Here is a 14,315-nt window from a genome sequence, read left to right on the forward strand (position 1 = left end):
TCCACGTCCATACGGACACTAGCACCTGAAGCTAGCGCGTCTACCAATTCCGCCATCTGGGCAAGTGGCGCGTATGATACCGAGGCCACGCTTAAATGCAAGACCCGGTAACTGTTTTTTATCATTAAAATCGTACAATTGCCGTGCTAGGTGGTTGGGTGATTGAGCGGGCAGCGCTATAATGCAGTTATGACCAAACCAAACATGATGTTTTTCAGTCGATCAATGGCTGAATCCCCCCGCCCGCAGCGCACTGCGCCTGCGCAAACTGTCTGCCTCCCGCAAACGCAATCAAGGATGTTGATCGCATGAAGTACTGGACGTTGAGTGATGATCCGCACGCCGAGCGCGAGGCGCAAAAGTATGATAATCCTGCGCCCAGCCGCGAGTATTTATTAGCTGCCCTGGAAACGTACGGCAAGCCAATAACCCACGAAAATATGAGCCGCATGCTCGGCATTGAAGATGAAGATCATCTTGAAGCTATTCGCCGTCGTATGGCTGCCATGGAGCGTGATGGTCAGGTGCTGCGCGATCGTCGCGGCGCTTATGCACTAATTGATAAACTTGACCTTATTAAAGGGAAGGTACTGGGCCACCGAGATGGTTTTGGCTTCCTACTGCGTGATGATGGTAAAAAGCCAGACTTAGTATTGCCCCCTCGTCAGATGCGCCGTGTTTTCCACGGCGATTATGTGCTGGCGCGTGTTAGTGGCCGCGACCGCCGCGGTCGTGATGAGGCGACTATTGCCGATGTGATTGCGAGAAATACCCAAACGATTGTGGGTGTATACCGTAGTAATTCACCTGAGTTTGGTGTGCTGATTCCTGAGAATCCCCGCATTACCCAGGAAGTTATCATTCCTCATACTGCAAGCGCTGGCGCGAAAGATGGGCAGGTGATATCAGCGAAAATCGTTCAGCAGCCGGCTACGCGAGTTCAGCCAGTTGGTGAAGTTATCGAAGTGCTGGGTGAACGGATGGATCCTGGCATGGAAATAGATATCGCGATTCGTAGCTACGATATACCCGCTGAGTTTCCGCCAGAAGTGCTTGACCAAACCAGCGGTATTTCAGCAGAAGTATTAGAGGAAGATAAGCAACACCGTGTCGATCTGCGTGAGATTCCGTTGGTCACCATTGACGATGAGTCCGCCAAAGACTTTGACGATGCGGTATGCGCTTGGAAGACCAAGTCGGGCAGTTGGAAGCTGCTGGTAGCGATTGCTGATGTATCGCACTACGTGCGCCCGGGGACTGCGCTTGATGATGAGGCGCGTACGCGGGGGAACTCGGTGTACTTCCCAGGCCAGGTTGTGCCGATGCTGCCTGAGCTGCTCTCAAATGGCTTGTGTTCGTTAAATCCCCAAGTAGATCGCCTTGTGATGGTTTGCGAGATGAATATCTCCAAGACGGGCGCTATTAGCCGCTACTCATTCTATGAGGCGGTAATGAACTCCCACGCTCGCCTGACCTACAATAAAGTGGCGGCCATCCTCGATAAAGAGAGTGATGAAGGGGAAGCGCTGCGCAATGAGCACAAGGCGCTAGTGAAGCCGTTGCAAAATTTGCACGAGCTTTATGGCCTGCTGCGTAGTGCCCGAGAAGAGCGTGGTGCGATTGATTTTGACACCACCGAAACAGCGATTATCTTCAATGATGAGCGCAAGATTGAAAAAATTGTCCCGCGTACTCGCAACGATGCTCATAAGCTAATTGAGGAGTGTATGCTGGCGGCCAATGTGGCTACCGCGCGCTTCCTGGATAAGCATGACTTGCCCGCTCTTTACCGTATTCACGAGCGCCCGACCCCGGAACGTCTTGATAAACTGCGTCTGTTCTTGAGCGAGCTGGGGCTTTCCGTTGGTGGTGGCGACATGCCGACGCCTCAAGACTATCAAGCGTTACGTGAGGCGATTATTGATCGCCCAGATGCTGACATCATCCAAACTGTCATGCTGCGCTCAATGAACCAGGCGGTTTATTCGCCCCAGAATGAGGGCCATTTTGGCTTGGCTTACCAGGCCTATGCGCACTTCACTTCACCGATTCGTCGTTACCCTGATCTATTGGTGCATCGCGCCATTCGCTCAGTCATTCGCGGGCCACGGCAAACCAATACGGTTGTTCGGGTAGAAGGCGCACCGGTTGATCCGCCAAGCAAGTGGTGCCCTTATACCTTCGAGCAAATGCTTGAGTTGGGTGAGCACTGCTCAATGACCGAGCGGCGGGCTGATGAAGCAACCCGTGATGTTGAAAGTTGGCTTAAGTGTGAGTTTATGTCCGATAAGCTGGGCGAAACGTTCGAAGGTACTATCGCCTCAGTGACTCAGTTTGGCTTGTTTGTGCGACTGGATGACTTCTATGTCGAAGGGTTGGTGCATGTCACCTCGCTGCCCTCTGACTACTACCACTATGAGGCAGAGAAGCATCGCCTCAAAGGTGAGCGCACAGGCACGACCTACCGCTTGGGTGACGGGCTTACGGTTCAGGTTGCGCGGGTAGATATGGATGATCGTAAGATCGACTTTGGTTTAGCTGACGAGAAACCCCGGCCACGCCGCCAGCCGCGCAAACGCCGCGGTGGAGAAGCTGGTGCTGGAGTAGAAGGGGGAGCTAGCAAAGCAGCATCAGCTGATAAGCAGCCGACGCGCCGTGGGCCAAGACGCACGCGTAATGGCCCGCGTAAACCATCACCGAATAAGGGTTGAGCATGAAATCGTCGTCTCGACGTAGCTCGCGTCCGGCTGTTCGTACTCCGGATGGGCTAGACCAAGTGTATGGCGTTCACGCCCTGGAAAGTCTGCTGGAGCGGGGCGAAACGCCCCTTGAGTTGTGGGTGCAGCAAGGAGCGGGTAACCGCTTGAAGGAAGTGGTTGCGAGTGCTCAGGCTCGTGGTGCGCGGATTAAAGAGCAGTCTCGCGACTTGCTGGATCAGCTTACGCAGGGTGCGGCCCACCAAGGAGTTGTGGCATTTTGCCCGCCGCTGGTTCCCGAAGGGGAAGAGTCGTTGTGGTTGAAGCTACGCGCATGGCAAGCGTCTGCACCGCCGCTATTGTTAGTGCTGGATGGTGTTACCGATGTCCATAACTTTGGTGCGTGCCTGCGCAGCGCGGATGCCGCCGGTGCTCACGGTGTGATTGTGGCTAAGGATAAAGCCGCGCCGCTGAACGCGACGGTGCGGAAAGTGGCTTGCGGCGCAGCCGAGGTGGTGCCTGTTTATCAGGTTACTAACCTATCGCGTACATTGGCTAAGCTAAAAGATGCCGGTGTATGGATTACTGGTACTGCTGGTGAAGCTGAGGCTAGCCTGTTTGAGATTGATATGACTGGCCCGACTGCATTAGTGATGGGCGCTGAAGGGAAGGGCATGCGCCGGTTAACCAGGGAAGCCTGCGATAACTTGGCAAAGTTGCCTATGGCCGGACAGGTGTCCAGCCTGAACGTATCGGTCGCGACAGGCATTTGTTTGTTTGAAGCTGTTCGGCAGAGGCGGCTTGCAAGTTAAGCACTAGCCCACTAGAATGCTTTCGCCCGTTTAACTTTAAGCGGGCGCTCGTATTGGTTAACAGTTAATACGAAAAACAGTTCTGCTTGATGCCCCAAATGACATCGTTCGCGGTGAGCAACGGGCATTTCAGTTAACTCCTTGCTTCCCTGTCGTCATTGATACAGCTGTGTCAATACACACCGGAAGCTGTCAAACCGCAAGGAGATTCCATGCGTCATTATGAAATCGTGTTTATGGTCCACCCGGATCAGAGCGAGCAAGTGCCGGCTATGGTCGAGCGCTACACCAGCATTGTTACCGAAAACGGTGGCACTGTGCATCGCTTGGAAGATTGGGGCCGTCGTCACCTGGCTTACCCGATCAACAAGATCCACAAAGCCCACTACGTGCTGATGAACGTTGAGTGCACCGGCGAGACTCTCGAAGAAATCGAGAACATCTTCCGTTTCAACGATGCCATCATCCGCAGCTTGGTTGTTCGCTGTAAAGAAGCGATCACCGAAGCTTCTCCGATGATGAAGCCGGCAGAAGAAAAGCGTCCGCGTCGCGAAGACAAACCGCGCGCAGAAGAAGCTGAAGAAGAAACTGCCTAATTTCATCCACCGCACGTTTTAAGGAGCTAGTCCATGGCACGTTTTTTCCGTCGCCGTAAGTTTTGCCGCTTCACTGCTGAAGGCGTCAAGCAGATCGACTACAAAGATCTCGATACGCTGAAGGCTTACATCACCGAAACCGGCAAGATCGTTCCGAGCCGTATTACCGGCACCAAAGCACGCTATCAGCGTCAGTTGGCGACTGCTATCAAGCGTTCGCGTTACCTGGCACTGCTGCCCTACTCCGATAGCCATCAGTAAGCGTTTAACGTGATGCTGGCACTGGCGAGATGGCTCATGCGGAGCACGCCCTATGCCATTGGCGGGGCGGCGTTAGCGACGCTAGTGCCTTGGCTGTTCTGGTTAGGGGCAGCCATCGCCGCGCTAGTTACCTTGCGCAAAGGTTTTGCACCTGCGCTTCCGGTAATTATCGCTGCTGCACTACCTGCGGGTTTCTGGTGGTCTCAAGGTGACGTCATTCCACTTGCTAGCGTACTGCTAGTAACGCTGATGGCAGTCATTTTGCGTGAGAGGATGCGTTGGAGTGAAGCGTTAATCGTTGGCACATTGGCGGCAGCGGTTATGGTTCAACTCGGCATCTTTATACCGCCAGGTGGAACAGAGTTGATGCTGGAGCAACTGCGAGCAAGCTCTACTGAGATTGATCGCATGCTGACAGAGTTTGCTAACCAAGGTATTGATGCACCCACGCTCGCCGCTATGGTGATCGGTGGTGTAACAGGCTTGGTGGTATTGTTGGCCGCTATTGCGTGTTTGGCTTTGGCGCGAAGCTGGCAAGCTGGGCTTTATAACCCAGGCGGCTTCCGCGAAGAGTTTCACGCACTGCGCCTATCGCCCAAAGAGCTGGCTGTTTTAGTCGTGCTTGGTGTGGGGGGTATGGTGTTGGGAGCGCACGCTCTGGCAATGCTTGGTTGGATTCCACTGCTGGTAGCTGGCATTGCGCTAGTGCATGGGTTTATTGGAATAAAGGGGATGAACGGGCTGTGGCTGGTGGCATTTTATGTGCTACTGATCACGACCTGGCCCACGATTCTCATTGTGCTGCTGTTGGGGCTGATTGATACATTCGCGAACGTTCGCGCACGCCTTGCCCGCAGCAACTGACAAGAGGTTTACGAGATGGAAGTCATTCTGCTCGACAACATTGGTAAGCTGGGCGGCCTGGGTGACAAAGTCACTGTAAAGCCCGGTTATGGTCGTAACTATTTGGTTCCTTACGGCCTAGCCGTGCCGGCAACCAAAGATAACGTTGAAGCATTCAAAGCCCAGCGTGCTGAGCTTGAAGCCCAAGCCGCTGAGCGTAAAGCAGAAGCTGAAGCGCGTGCTGAGCAGCTTAACGACATCGAATTGTCGTTGGTTTCTAAAGCAGGCGATGAAGGCAAACTGTTCGGTTCTATCGGTCCTCGTGACTTGGCCGACGCTATTTCCTCTGCTGGCATCGAAGTTGCCAAGAGCGAAGTACGTATGCCGCAAGGTCCGATTCGCCAAACTGGCGAATACGACATCGCTCTACACCTGCATGCAGAAGTAGATGCTGTTGTTCGCGTGGTTGTTGTCGCAGAGTAAACGCTCTCGCCAACGCTGACGCCTCAAAGGGCGCGGGTCTTCCCGCGCCCTTTGTCTTTTTAATCTAAACCGTTCTAAGCGCGGTCAAAAACGTTTGAGGTGTGGGTCGAATTTTTTTGAACGTCGCTTGGCGTAGATAGGTCGCTTATGGTGGGTTTGAGATTGTCCCGCTAAGATAGTCATCGTTATTGGCTACGCTTTATGATTAAGGAGCTCACTATGCAGGACCAGCCTTCTGCTGATCAGGAAACGGCAGCGATAAAGCTGCCGCCGCACTCTCTTGAGGCGGAGCAGTCGGTGCTAGGTGGGCTAATGTTGGATAACCAAGCCTGGGACAATGTTTCGGAACGGTTGGTGGCGGATGATTTTTACCGCTATGAGCATCGCTTGGTATTCAATGTGATGATTCATTTGGCCGAATCCGGGCAGCCGCTTGACGTTATAACGCTGTCAGAGGCATTAGAAGCGCGTGATCAGTTGGATACGGTGGGTGGTTTGGCATTCTTAGCTGAGCTGGCCCGCAACACGCCTTCTGCCAGTAATATTCGTGCTTATGCGGATATCGTTCGCGAGCGGGCAACGCTGCGCAAATTAATCCGTGCGGCCAATCAAATTGCTGACGGGGCGTTTTCCCCGCAGGGCCGTCCTGCTGATGAGCTGCTTAACGAAGCTGAGCGACTAGTCTTTCAGATTGCCGAAGAGCGGCCGAAAACGGGCGGTCCTATCGGCATGAGTGAACTGCTAACCAAAGCCGTTGATCGCATTGATGAGCTGTTCAACCTAAAGGGTGAAATGACAGGTCTCTCCTCGGGGTTTCGTGACCTCGATGAGATGACTTCAGGCTTACAGCCCTCAGATTTGGTGATTATCGCGGGCCGCCCGTCAATGGGTAAAACCACTTTTGCCATGAATTTGGTGGAGCATGCGGTTATTGCTAGCGATAAGCCGGTGATGGTGTTCTCCATGGAGATGCCCGCGGAATCTCTGATGCTGCGTATGCTCTCTTCGTTGGGTCGGATTGATCAAACCCGTGTGCGTTCGGGGCAGTTGGAAGATGAAGATTGGCCGCGGCTGACATCAGCGGTCAACCTGCTCAAAGACAAGCAGTTATTTATTGATGATACTGCGGCGCTTTCGCCTAATGAAATGCGCTCACGCCTGCGTAGAGTGGTGCGGGAGCACGGCAATATGGCGCTGATCATGATTGACTATCTGCAGCTAATGCAGATTCCTGGCTTCTCTGAAAACCGTACCGGTGAGATATCGGAGATTTCCCGCTCGCTAAAAGGGCTGGCAAAAGAGTTTCAATGCCCTGTTGTAGCACTTTCACAGCTTAACCGTTCGTTGGAGCAGCGCCCCAACAAGCGTCCTGTCATGTCGGATCTGCGTGAATCCGGCGCGATTGAGCAGGATGCCGACGTCATTGCGTTTGTTTACCGAGATGAGGTGTATAACCCTGACAATCCTGACAACCAAGGGATTGCCGAGCTGATTATTGGTAAACAGCGTAACGGGCCTATCGGTACGGTACATATGGCCTTTATTGGTAAATACACACGCTTCGAAGACCTTGCGCCCGATAGCTATGGCGAAGCGTTCGGTGATTAACTTGAGCGTTAGGGGGGAGAACGTATAATGCTCCTCCCCGACCAAGCAGATAGACAGGAGTAGCAAATGGCAGGTGGTTTTAGACGTGGTAACCGTAAGCGTCTTCCTAAGCTGGAAGGCCGTGGGGAACTGCAGTCACTAGAGCGAGAAGGGCCATTTAAAGAGTGGTTGGGAATGCCTGACCTCTACCGTTACTTCCTGGTAGTGGAAGGGGAAAAATATAGCTACCAAACTGAAGATTCAGAACTACCGGTAACGGTAGGCGATAAAGTAGTTTTCCGTTACAAGGAAACTAAAGGCGGTAACTGGATAGATCGCAATTCGTTAGGTAAAGCAATCGACCCCTCTGAGTATCAATAATTCGACGAATAAGTTGACGTTTTGGTCAGGAACTCTTTTGTGATGTTGCCGTCATAGGCAGTTAGTGCCAAGGTAATAAAATTGTCATGGGGTATCGTCATGCTATGCCCCATGATGATGAACAATCACAGGAGGGAACCATGGAACTTAAAGAACTGAAGCAATTTGTTGCGGGTCACGATAATTTTGAAATACGCGTTATCACGCATTCGGGCAGCCGCTTTTATCAACTAGAGCTTGAAGATGTAGAGGGCGAGCGGCATATGTTGACCCAGCGCGGTAAGCCAATGCTGTTTCGCTCGCTAGATGATGTTTATCTTGAGCTAAAGCGTGCTGGGATTCACCGTGCTTACTTAGTGCAGCATGTACCCCAGGATGAAGTGATTGGACGCGATGCTCATTACAGTTCGCCGTTAACATCACGTATGCCGCTAGTGTTTTAACACTACAAGCATTGCAACATCCTATGGCGTCCTCACTTGTTTGCGTGACGCTTCTCCCACCATCGCCCTAGCCGTACACGGCGACGGGCAAAAAAACGATAGCCTGCATCCATTACTCCTCGCAGGCCTGGTAAGCAAGAAAGCCATACTAGCCACCGGTAGCCCAGTACCGCATAGAGGGCCCGGCTGGCATCCATCCCGATATACCAATTTCCTTGGCTATCTTTAACATGCAGCAGCCCCATCATGTCGTCAAATCTGCGTCCTACATCGGCTGCATTGAAATCACTGCTCTGAATATCCACTAGCGTGACACGTTCTTGATGGCGATGCTTTGCAAGCCAGGCGACTTCCACGCGGCAAAAAGGGCAGTGACCATCGTGATATAGCGTGACAGGTGACGTTGCGTGAAGCGTAGAGAAACGGCTCATTGAGTGCCCTTTGATAGATAGCCTTGTGTGTGGGAGGTCTGGCCGTAGCCTGGACTGGTGGGTAGTGAAGCAAGAAACTGTTCAGCCTGCTGACGCATCGCGTCACGCTTTTCGTCTTTCATGCGAGAGAGTGAGCCATAGATCAACTTCATGCGCGGATTGCGGTTCAGCTGTTCAGCGTTGGTTTCCAGAAAATGCCAGTAAAGGCTGTTAAACGGACACGCCTTTGGGCCTGTTACCTGTTTTGGAGAGTAGCGGCAGTGCTGGCAGTGGTCAGACATTTTGTCGATATATTTACCTGAAGCGCAGTAAGGTTTGGAGCCCATTAAGCCGCCGTCAGCGTGCAGTACCATGCCTAAGGTGTTGGGCAGCTCTACCCATTCGCAGGCATCGGCATACACCGCTAGATACCAGTCACAGAGTGCTTCAGGCTTAACACCGCACAGTAGGGCAAAGTTGCCGGTTACCATCAAACGCTGAATATGGTGGGCGTAGCTGTTATCGATGGTCATTTGAATGGCGCGCTGTAAACAGCGCATATCGGTATTGCCATCCCAGTAAAATGCTGGTAATTCTCGCTCAAAGCCAAGTCGATTCTCTCGCTTGTAAGTCGGCATTTGTGTCCAATAAAGCCCTCGAACATACTCTCGCCAACCCAGTATTTGACGAATGAATCCTTCGACTGCATTGATAGGCGCATGACCTGTTAGGTAGCGCTGCTCAGCGGCTTCACAGACTTCATGAGGTGTAAGCAGGCCGATATTGAGCGCCGCCGATAGTCTGGAGTGAAAAAGGAACGGTTCTTTATCGCTAATCGCATCTTGGTAGCGCCCAAAGTCGGCCAACCCATGGTCAAGGAAGTGGTTTAAATCCACCAGCGCCTGTCGGCGGGTGACGGGGAGGTTGAAGTTATCCAGGGATCCCATGTGTTCGCTAAAATGCTGCTTGGCATCATTGAGCGCTTCCTGGGTCAGTGCATCTTGGCGATGGGTGGGAGGCGATGGAAAGCTGAGCGTTGCTTGAATCGGCTCACGGTTGTCGTGATCAAAGTTCCATTTTCCTCCAGCAGGTGTATCGCCCTCCATCAGTAGCCCAGTTCGTTTGCGCTGCTCCCGATAGAAATACTCCAGACGCAGCTGTTTACGTCCTTTAGCCCAGTTGGCAAAGTCATCAGGCGAGCTGAAAAAGCGATCATCTTCGATCACTTTCCAGGGTAGGGCGGCTGCTTGGCGCTGTTGCATGGCATCCCAAAGTCGCCATTCACCAGGTCTTGCTACACGCACTTCATGGCAACCGTACTGAGTGGCAATACGTTCAGCTTCCGTGATGAGTGACTGGGTATTGTCAGCATCATCAATGCGGCTGTAGTGAACGTTGTAGCCTTTATCGCGCAGCGCTTGAGCAAAGTGCCGCATGGCGGCCATAAACAAGCCGACTTTATGTATATGGTGAGGCACATAGCGCGCTTCTTCGGCGACCTCGCAAAGAGCGATGACTGCGTCAGTTGGCGCATTGCGCAGGGTTGCCAATGAAAGCGAAAGCTGATCACCAAGGACTAACAGTAAAGGCTTCGACATGAGTTGGCCTGCAGTTATACAAATAATGTTGATAGTATAACTTTATGCCGCAACTTTGCCGAAAAGTGTTAAGATTTTGCCAACTATTTAAAGTATCCGAGGAGTTAGCGACATGGTCGATAGCGTTGTGAAAGATCAGCCGGGAGAAGGGCGCTTGGTCCATGCGCCAAGTGATCATCCTGCCGTTCCCCCTGCAAAAGTCGGCGTGGTGTTGGCTAACTTGGGCACCCCGGACGCAACCGACTATTGGTCTATGCGGCGCTACCTTAGTGAGTTTTTGTCCGATAAGCGTGTTGTTGATTACGCTAATTGGAAGTGGCAGCCGCTTTTACAACTAATTATTTTGACCAAACGTCCTTTTTCTTCTGGTAACGCTTATAAAAGTATTTGGAACAACGAGAAGAACGAGAGTCCGTTGTTAACGACGACGCGTGCCCAAACTGAAAAAATGGCTGCACGTTTGAAAGCGCTCTACGGCGATAGCGTCGAAGTTGATTTCTGTATGCGCTATGGCAATCCGTCGACTGAAAGTGTTCTCAACCGCATGAAAGAGAAGGGGTGTGAGCGGATTGTTTTCTTCCCGCTTTATCCCCAGTACGGCTCGCCTACGACCGCAACGGCAAATGATCAGGCATTTCGTACGTTGATGAAAATGAAATGGCAGCCCTATATTCGTACGGTGCCCGCTTATTTTGAGCATCCCGCCTATATTCAGGCGCTGGCGAATTCAGTTCAGGAAGCTTATGAAGGTTTTGAAACGCGTCCGACGAAACTGGTAGCAAGCTACCACGGCGTCCCCGAACGTTACTTATTAGAAGGTGACCCCTACCATTGCCAATGTCAGAAAACGACGCGTTTGATGCGTGAAAAACTGGGGCTAAGCAAAGAGGAAGTAGACACCGCCTTTCAGTCTCAGTTTGGCCCAGAAAAGTGGGTTGGCCCGCAAACCGTCGATCATGTGGCTGAACTTGCCAAGCAAGGGCACAAGCATATTGCGATTATGTCGCCTGCTTTCTCTTCCGATTGTGTTGAAACGCTGGAAGAGATCAAAGAAGAGATTCACGATAGCTTTATGGAAGCAGGAGGGGAGACGTTTAGTTATATTCCTTGCCTGAATGATCGAGACGATCACATTGATGCCCTGCTAGCGGTTGTTAACAACGAGTTGGCGGGGTGGCTGTCCGCTTCTTAATAGCGCGTTTTGTCAAAAGCCGCCAAAGTGAACTGCACCCCAAAAGTGCTCAACTAAGGCGGCTTTTTTTATGGGTGACTAGTTTTATAGAAACGTAATCAACCTTGGTATAAGGTTTGTGCATTAATAATCACATTTATTCAACGCTTAGGGCCGTTTTGGTCTTGCTACTGCCTTGGGGTTAACTGACACGTTCTTATAGGGAGAAACCACCGGATGCAATTCGCTGTATTAATGGGCTTTGTGCTGGCAGCGTCGTCGCCTATGCTCAACCGCTGGTTTGGAGAACGGACGAGCCTCGTACTGGCGCTGTTTCCTGCCTTAATGGCTATCTGGCTGTTCAGTCAGGCACCTATTGTTATGAGTGAAGGGTCACTTCTGTTGGAGTGGTCTTGGGTGCCATCCTTAGGCATTAGCCTGAGCTTCCTGCTTGATGGGCTGTCACTGTTATTTGGGCTGTTGATTACCGTTATCGGCACTTTCGTGTTGATCTATGCTGGTGGTTATCTCAAAGGCCATACGGATATTGCACGCTTTCATTTAGCGCTTGTTGCGTTTATGGCCTCTATGTTGGGGCTAGTGCTTGCCGATGGATTGCTTACGCTTTTCGTATTCTGGGAACTTACCAGCATCACCTCTTATTTGCTGATTGGCTTTAACCATACCGATATGGAGGCAAGAAAATCCGCACGTCAGGGGCTTTTTGTAACGGTTGCCGGTGGTTTGGCGCTGATGGCAGGTCTGGTGCTGTTAGGGGGGGCAAGCGGAAGCTGGTCGTTTTATGAGATTGGCCAAATGGAAAGCGATCTGCGTGAACATTCGCTTTATACCCCGATGCTCATTTGCTTGCTGCTGGGGGCATTCACAAAATCAGCCCAGTTTCCTTTTCATTTTTGGTTACCCAGCGCCATGGCGGCGCCAACGCCAGTGTCGGCATACCTCCACTCGGCCACCATGGTCAAAGCGGGTATTTACTTGCTGGCGCGCTTACACCCTGAATTGGGTGGCACAGCGCTATGGATCGGAATACTGTCGGTCGTCGGTGCGATTACCATGCTGACAGGCGCCTTCTTAGCGATTCATCACACCAATATTAAAAAGCTGTTGGCTTATTCCACCATTATGGCGCTTGGCACGCTAACTATGTTGCTGGGCATTGGTTCTGAGTACGCCATGACGGCATTTGTAACGTTCTTGCTTGCCCACTCAATGTACAAAGGGGCACTGTTTATGGTCGCCGGTATTCTGGACCATGAGACAGGCACCAAAGATGTCACCGCAATGGGCGGCTTGAGGTCTGCCATGCCAATCACTGCGGTGATTGCTTTTGTCGCGGCACTGTCGTTGGCAGGCGTGCCACCGCTATTTGGCTTCATTGGTAAAGAGCTAATGCTAGAGGCAGCGCTGGGGGCGGAGCGCTTCGATATGTTGTTAGTCCTGTTTGCTTTCCTGGCCGCTATTTTGACGATTGCAGTGGCTGCCATTATCGCCTTCCGCCCCTTCTATGGTCGGCAAATTGAAACACCCAAAACACCCCATGAAGCGCCTTTTAGTATGTTGATTGGGCCCGCTGTATTGGCGCTTGGTTCACTTGTGTTAGGGCTGGCGCCAGCCATGCTTGGTGCTGATGCGCTGCTTACGTCAGCGGCGACAGCGGTGGTAGGTGAGCCGCTGCAAGTGTCATTATCGCTTTGGTATGGCATCAATATGGCGCTGATCATGTCGATTGCCAGTCTTGGGCTAGGCTTTTTACTGTTTAAGCGCTGGGATGGTGTGCGTAGCAAGCTGGCAATGCTGGCACCAGCGATGCGGCATGGCCCCGAAGCGGGTTACGAAGGTTTAATGAACGGTATTGTGCGCTTTTCTGAATGGCAAACACGCCTGCTGCAAAACGGCTATATGCGCAACTATATTCTCGTCATGCTGGTGGTGCTGATTGCCTTGATTGGCAACTCAATACTTGTGCGCCATGCGCCTCAACTGGCGCTGACGCTGGACGTGCGCTTCCATGAGGTAATTGTCGCTGGCACCATGGTGATGGGGGCTTTGTTTGCCACTATTTCTCGTTCACGCCTTGGTGCTCTGGTATCGGTCGGCATTATGGGGTTCTCGATTGCGCTGATTTTTATTCTCTTTAGTGCACCTGATTTAGGCATTACCCAACTGTTGGTTGAGACCATGACCGTTATCTTGTTGGTCTTAGTGCTCTTCAGGCTGCCGCGTTTTTCAAACCTTTCCACAACCTTGGAGCGTATTCGTGACGGCGCAGTGGCCGCAATGATGGGAATATTGATTTTTCTACTGATTATGACCGCTTGGAGTATTAATCAGTTTGAGCCTATTTCAATGTACATGGTAGAGAACAGTGCGCCCCTGGCTTATGGTCGCAACATCGTTAACGTCATTTTGGTGGACTATCGAGCACTCGACACGTTAGGCGAGATGTTTGTGCTTGCACTTGCCGCTATAGGGGTTATCGCCATGCTTAAACTGCGCCACGGCGAAAATGAAAGCAAATCAGTAGAAGGCGAAAACGGCGAGAAAGCCAGTGTTAAGGAGCCGTACGATGGTTAAATCCGGCACCATTATTCTCAACACTGCGGCGCGGTTTTTGATGCCGCTACAACTGATGTTTTCAATTTTCCTATTGCTGCGTGGGCACGATGAGCCCGGTGGTGGATTTATTGCTGGGCTAGTAGCAGCAGGGGCTTTCACTCTCTATCTGTTTGCCTTTGGTGTCAGTGCCACCAAAGAGGTGCTGCGTATGGTCGACCCACGCGACTTAATTGGGGCAGGGCTATTGTTGGGGATGATTTCGGTGGTGCCTGCTTGGTTCATGGGCCAGCCGTTTTTAACCGCTCAGTGGTGGACTATCCCCGTGATCGATTTTAAAGCATCTACACCGCTCATTTTCGATGTAGGGGTGTACTTTGCCGTTCTTGGCTCGGTGATGGGCATGGTGATGGCGCTGATGGAGGTGGATAAGGATGAACCCTAATGCATCAGGAGGCTC

The 14,315-nt window shown here is 51.9% G+C and carries 14 protein-coding genes; 12 read left to right on the forward strand and 2 right to left on the reverse strand.

What is annotated here, in order from left to right; translation table 11 throughout:
• Positions 1-308: 308 nt before the first annotated feature.
• The 9 genes from rnr to JFC11_RS17865 all read left to right on the forward strand — a co-directional run bounded on the left by rnr (position 309) and on the right by JFC11_RS17865 (position 8,102).
• A complete protein-coding gene (gene rnr / locus JFC11_RS17825; RefSeq protein ID WP_198350189.1) occupies positions 309-2,711 on the forward strand; it encodes a ribonuclease R in 2,403 nt (800 codons plus the stop codon).
• 2 nt (positions 2,712-2,713) lie between these two features.
• Complete coding sequence (gene rlmB, locus JFC11_RS17830; protein ID WP_038476977.1) at positions 2,714-3,508, forward strand: 23S rRNA (guanosine(2251)-2'-O)-methyltransferase RlmB; 795 nt, start codon at positions 2,714-2,716, stop codon at positions 3,506-3,508.
• A gap of 212 nt (positions 3,509-3,720) precedes the next feature.
• On the forward strand, positions 3,721-4,104 hold the full coding sequence (gene rpsF, locus JFC11_RS17835; RefSeq protein WP_009721681.1) for a 30S ribosomal protein S6: 384 nt from the start codon (positions 3,721-3,723) through the stop codon (positions 4,102-4,104).
• Positions 4,105-4,137: 33 nt separating this feature from the next.
• Entirely contained in the window at positions 4,138-4,365 is a 228-nt protein-coding gene (gene rpsR / locus JFC11_RS17840; RefSeq protein ID WP_009097135.1) for a 30S ribosomal protein S18, read from the forward strand.
• A 12-nt stretch (positions 4,366-4,377) separates the two neighbouring features.
• Entirely contained in the window at positions 4,378-5,229 is an 852-nt protein-coding gene (locus tag JFC11_RS17845; RefSeq protein ID WP_038476971.1) for a hypothetical protein, read from the forward strand.
• Between the two features lie 15 nt (positions 5,230-5,244).
• Positions 5,245-5,691 (forward strand): 50S ribosomal protein L9, encoded by a 447-nt coding sequence (gene rplI, locus JFC11_RS17850; protein WP_038476968.1) that lies wholly within the window; start codon positions 5,245-5,247, stop codon positions 5,689-5,691.
• A 219-nt stretch (positions 5,692-5,910) separates the two neighbouring features.
• A complete protein-coding gene (gene dnaB / locus JFC11_RS17855) occupies positions 5,911-7,299 on the forward strand; it encodes a replicative DNA helicase (RefSeq protein WP_009721684.1) in 1,389 nt (462 codons plus the stop codon).
• Positions 7,300-7,365: 66 nt separating this feature from the next.
• Positions 7,366-7,659, forward strand: a complete 294-nt coding sequence (locus tag JFC11_RS17860) for a hypothetical protein (RefSeq protein WP_009721685.1) — start codon at positions 7,366-7,368, stop codon at positions 7,657-7,659.
• A 140-nt stretch (positions 7,660-7,799) separates the two neighbouring features.
• Positions 7,800-8,102 carry a DUF6482 family protein gene (locus JFC11_RS17865; protein WP_038476962.1) on the forward strand — a complete coding sequence of 101 codons (303 nt, stop codon included), beginning with the start codon at positions 7,800-7,802 and terminating at the stop codon, positions 8,100-8,102.
• Between the two features lie 32 nt (positions 8,103-8,134).
• Here the strand turns inward: JFC11_RS17865 and JFC11_RS17870 are convergent, their stop codons facing one another.
• Entirely contained in the window at positions 8,135-8,533 is a 399-nt protein-coding gene (locus JFC11_RS17870; protein ID WP_038476959.1) for a thiol-disulfide oxidoreductase DCC family protein, read from the reverse strand.
• Positions 8,530-10,110 carry a cryptochrome/photolyase family protein gene (locus JFC11_RS17875; RefSeq protein ID WP_038476956.1) on the reverse strand — a complete coding sequence of 527 codons (1,581 nt, stop codon included), beginning with the start codon at positions 10,108-10,110 and terminating at the stop codon, positions 8,530-8,532. The genes JFC11_RS17870 and JFC11_RS17875 overlap by 4 nt, the downstream gene beginning before the upstream one ends.
• Positions 10,111-10,222: 112 nt before the next feature.
• On the opposite strand from JFC11_RS17875, the gene hemH reads away from it, so the two are divergent.
• The 3 genes from hemH (at position 10,223) to JFC11_RS17890 (ending at position 14,300) form a co-directional block, all read left to right on the forward strand.
• Positions 10,223-11,302, forward strand: coding sequence for a ferrochelatase (gene hemH, locus JFC11_RS17880; protein WP_038476953.1), 1,080 nt, complete (start codon positions 10,223-10,225; stop codon positions 11,300-11,302).
• Positions 11,303-11,518: 216 nt separating this feature from the next.
• Positions 11,519-13,876 (forward strand): putative monovalent cation/H+ antiporter subunit A, encoded by a 2,358-nt coding sequence (locus tag JFC11_RS17885; RefSeq protein ID WP_198350190.1) that lies wholly within the window; start codon positions 11,519-11,521, stop codon positions 13,874-13,876.
• A complete protein-coding gene (locus tag JFC11_RS17890; protein ID WP_038476947.1) occupies positions 13,869-14,300 on the forward strand; it encodes a Na+/H+ antiporter subunit B in 432 nt (143 codons plus the stop codon). The genes JFC11_RS17885 and JFC11_RS17890 overlap by 8 nt, the downstream gene beginning before the upstream one ends.
• Positions 14,301-14,315: the final 15 nt, after the last annotated feature.

This window comes from Vreelandella alkaliphila, assembly GCF_016107625.1.
In the GTDB taxonomy this organism is placed as follows: Bacteria; Pseudomonadota; Gammaproteobacteria; order Pseudomonadales; family Halomonadaceae; genus Vreelandella; species Vreelandella alkaliphila.

Bases quoted from the DNA above. Each gene is read 5' to 3' on its own strand.
- hemH (WP_038476953.1), top strand. From the start codon at position 10,223: ATGGTCGATAGCGTTGTGAAAGATCAGCCGGGAGAAGGGCGCTTGGTC.
- rlmB (WP_038476977.1), top strand. From the start codon at position 2,714: ATGAAATCGTCGTCTCGACGTAGCTCGCGTCCGGCTGTTCGTACTCCG.
- JFC11_RS17890 (WP_038476947.1), top strand. From the start codon at position 13,869: ATGGTTAAATCCGGCACCATTATTCTCAACACTGCGGCGCGGTTTTTG.
- JFC11_RS17875 (WP_038476956.1), bottom strand. From the start codon at position 10,110: ATGTCGAAGCCTTTACTGTTAGTCCTTGGTGATCAGCTTTCGCTTTCA.
- rnr (WP_198350189.1), top strand. From the start codon at position 309: ATGAAGTACTGGACGTTGAGTGATGATCCGCACGCCGAGCGCGAGGCG.
- JFC11_RS17870 (WP_038476959.1), bottom strand. From the start codon at position 8,533: ATGAGCCGTTTCTCTACGCTTCACGCAACGTCACCTGTCACGCTATAT.
- JFC11_RS17860 (WP_009721685.1), top strand. From the start codon at position 7,366: ATGGCAGGTGGTTTTAGACGTGGTAACCGTAAGCGTCTTCCTAAGCTG.
- rplI (WP_038476968.1), top strand. From the start codon at position 5,245: ATGGAAGTCATTCTGCTCGACAACATTGGTAAGCTGGGCGGCCTGGGT.
- dnaB (WP_009721684.1), top strand. From the start codon at position 5,911: ATGCAGGACCAGCCTTCTGCTGATCAGGAAACGGCAGCGATAAAGCTG.
- JFC11_RS17885 (WP_198350190.1), top strand. From the start codon at position 11,519: ATGCAATTCGCTGTATTAATGGGCTTTGTGCTGGCAGCGTCGTCGCCT.
- JFC11_RS17865 (WP_038476962.1), top strand. From the start codon at position 7,800: ATGGAACTTAAAGAACTGAAGCAATTTGTTGCGGGTCACGATAATTTT.
- rpsF (WP_009721681.1), top strand. From the start codon at position 3,721: ATGCGTCATTATGAAATCGTGTTTATGGTCCACCCGGATCAGAGCGAG.
- rpsR (WP_009097135.1), top strand. From the start codon at position 4,138: ATGGCACGTTTTTTCCGTCGCCGTAAGTTTTGCCGCTTCACTGCTGAA.
- JFC11_RS17845 (WP_038476971.1), top strand. From the start codon at position 4,378: ATGCTGGCACTGGCGAGATGGCTCATGCGGAGCACGCCCTATGCCATT.